The organism is Rhizobium sp. SRI_017, from assembly GCF_057586295.1.
In genome coordinates, this window is the sequence record NZ_JBYCZP010000095.1 from 1 (window position 1) to 512 (window position 512).

The window sequence follows — 512 nt, forward strand, 5'->3', positions numbered from 1 at the left end:
CTGGGAAGCTGCATTCCTGCAAGCGTGATCATCGGCAGCAGAGCGTTGCCGACAACATGCTTCATCAAGATCCGCCGCTCACTCAAACCCTTGGCCCGAGCCGTCTTGACGAATTCCTGGCTGATGACGTCAAGCGTCGCGGATCGCATGTAGCGGCTCCAAATGGCGATATGGACCAGGGCCAGCACGACGCTCGGCAGGATGAGGTGATGGAGATAGTTCAAGACCGAGCCATCGCCAATCGTGTACATGTTGCCGGCGGGCAGCCAGCCCAACTGGAGTGTAAAGACATAGATGCCAACAAGCCCGAACCAGAAAGTCGGGATGGACAATGCCACCATGGCGCCAACGGTCGCCAGATAATCGAAGGCCGAATAGCGGTGTGTGGCGCCGCGAATACCGATCCACGTTCCGATACCGATGGCAATGACGGTGGAAGACCCCATCAACAACAGCGTCGCGAACAGGTGACGACCAATCACGCTCAATACCGTCGAGCCGTCGCGGAAGGA

Annotated in this window: 1 protein-coding gene; it reads right to left on the reverse strand. The window is 58.0% G+C overall.

What is annotated here, in order from left to right:
• Window positions 1-512, reverse strand: a 512-nt coding sequence (locus AC2YI2_RS35185; protein WP_487391148.1) for an ABC transporter permease, incomplete at both ends; no start/stop codon positions are given.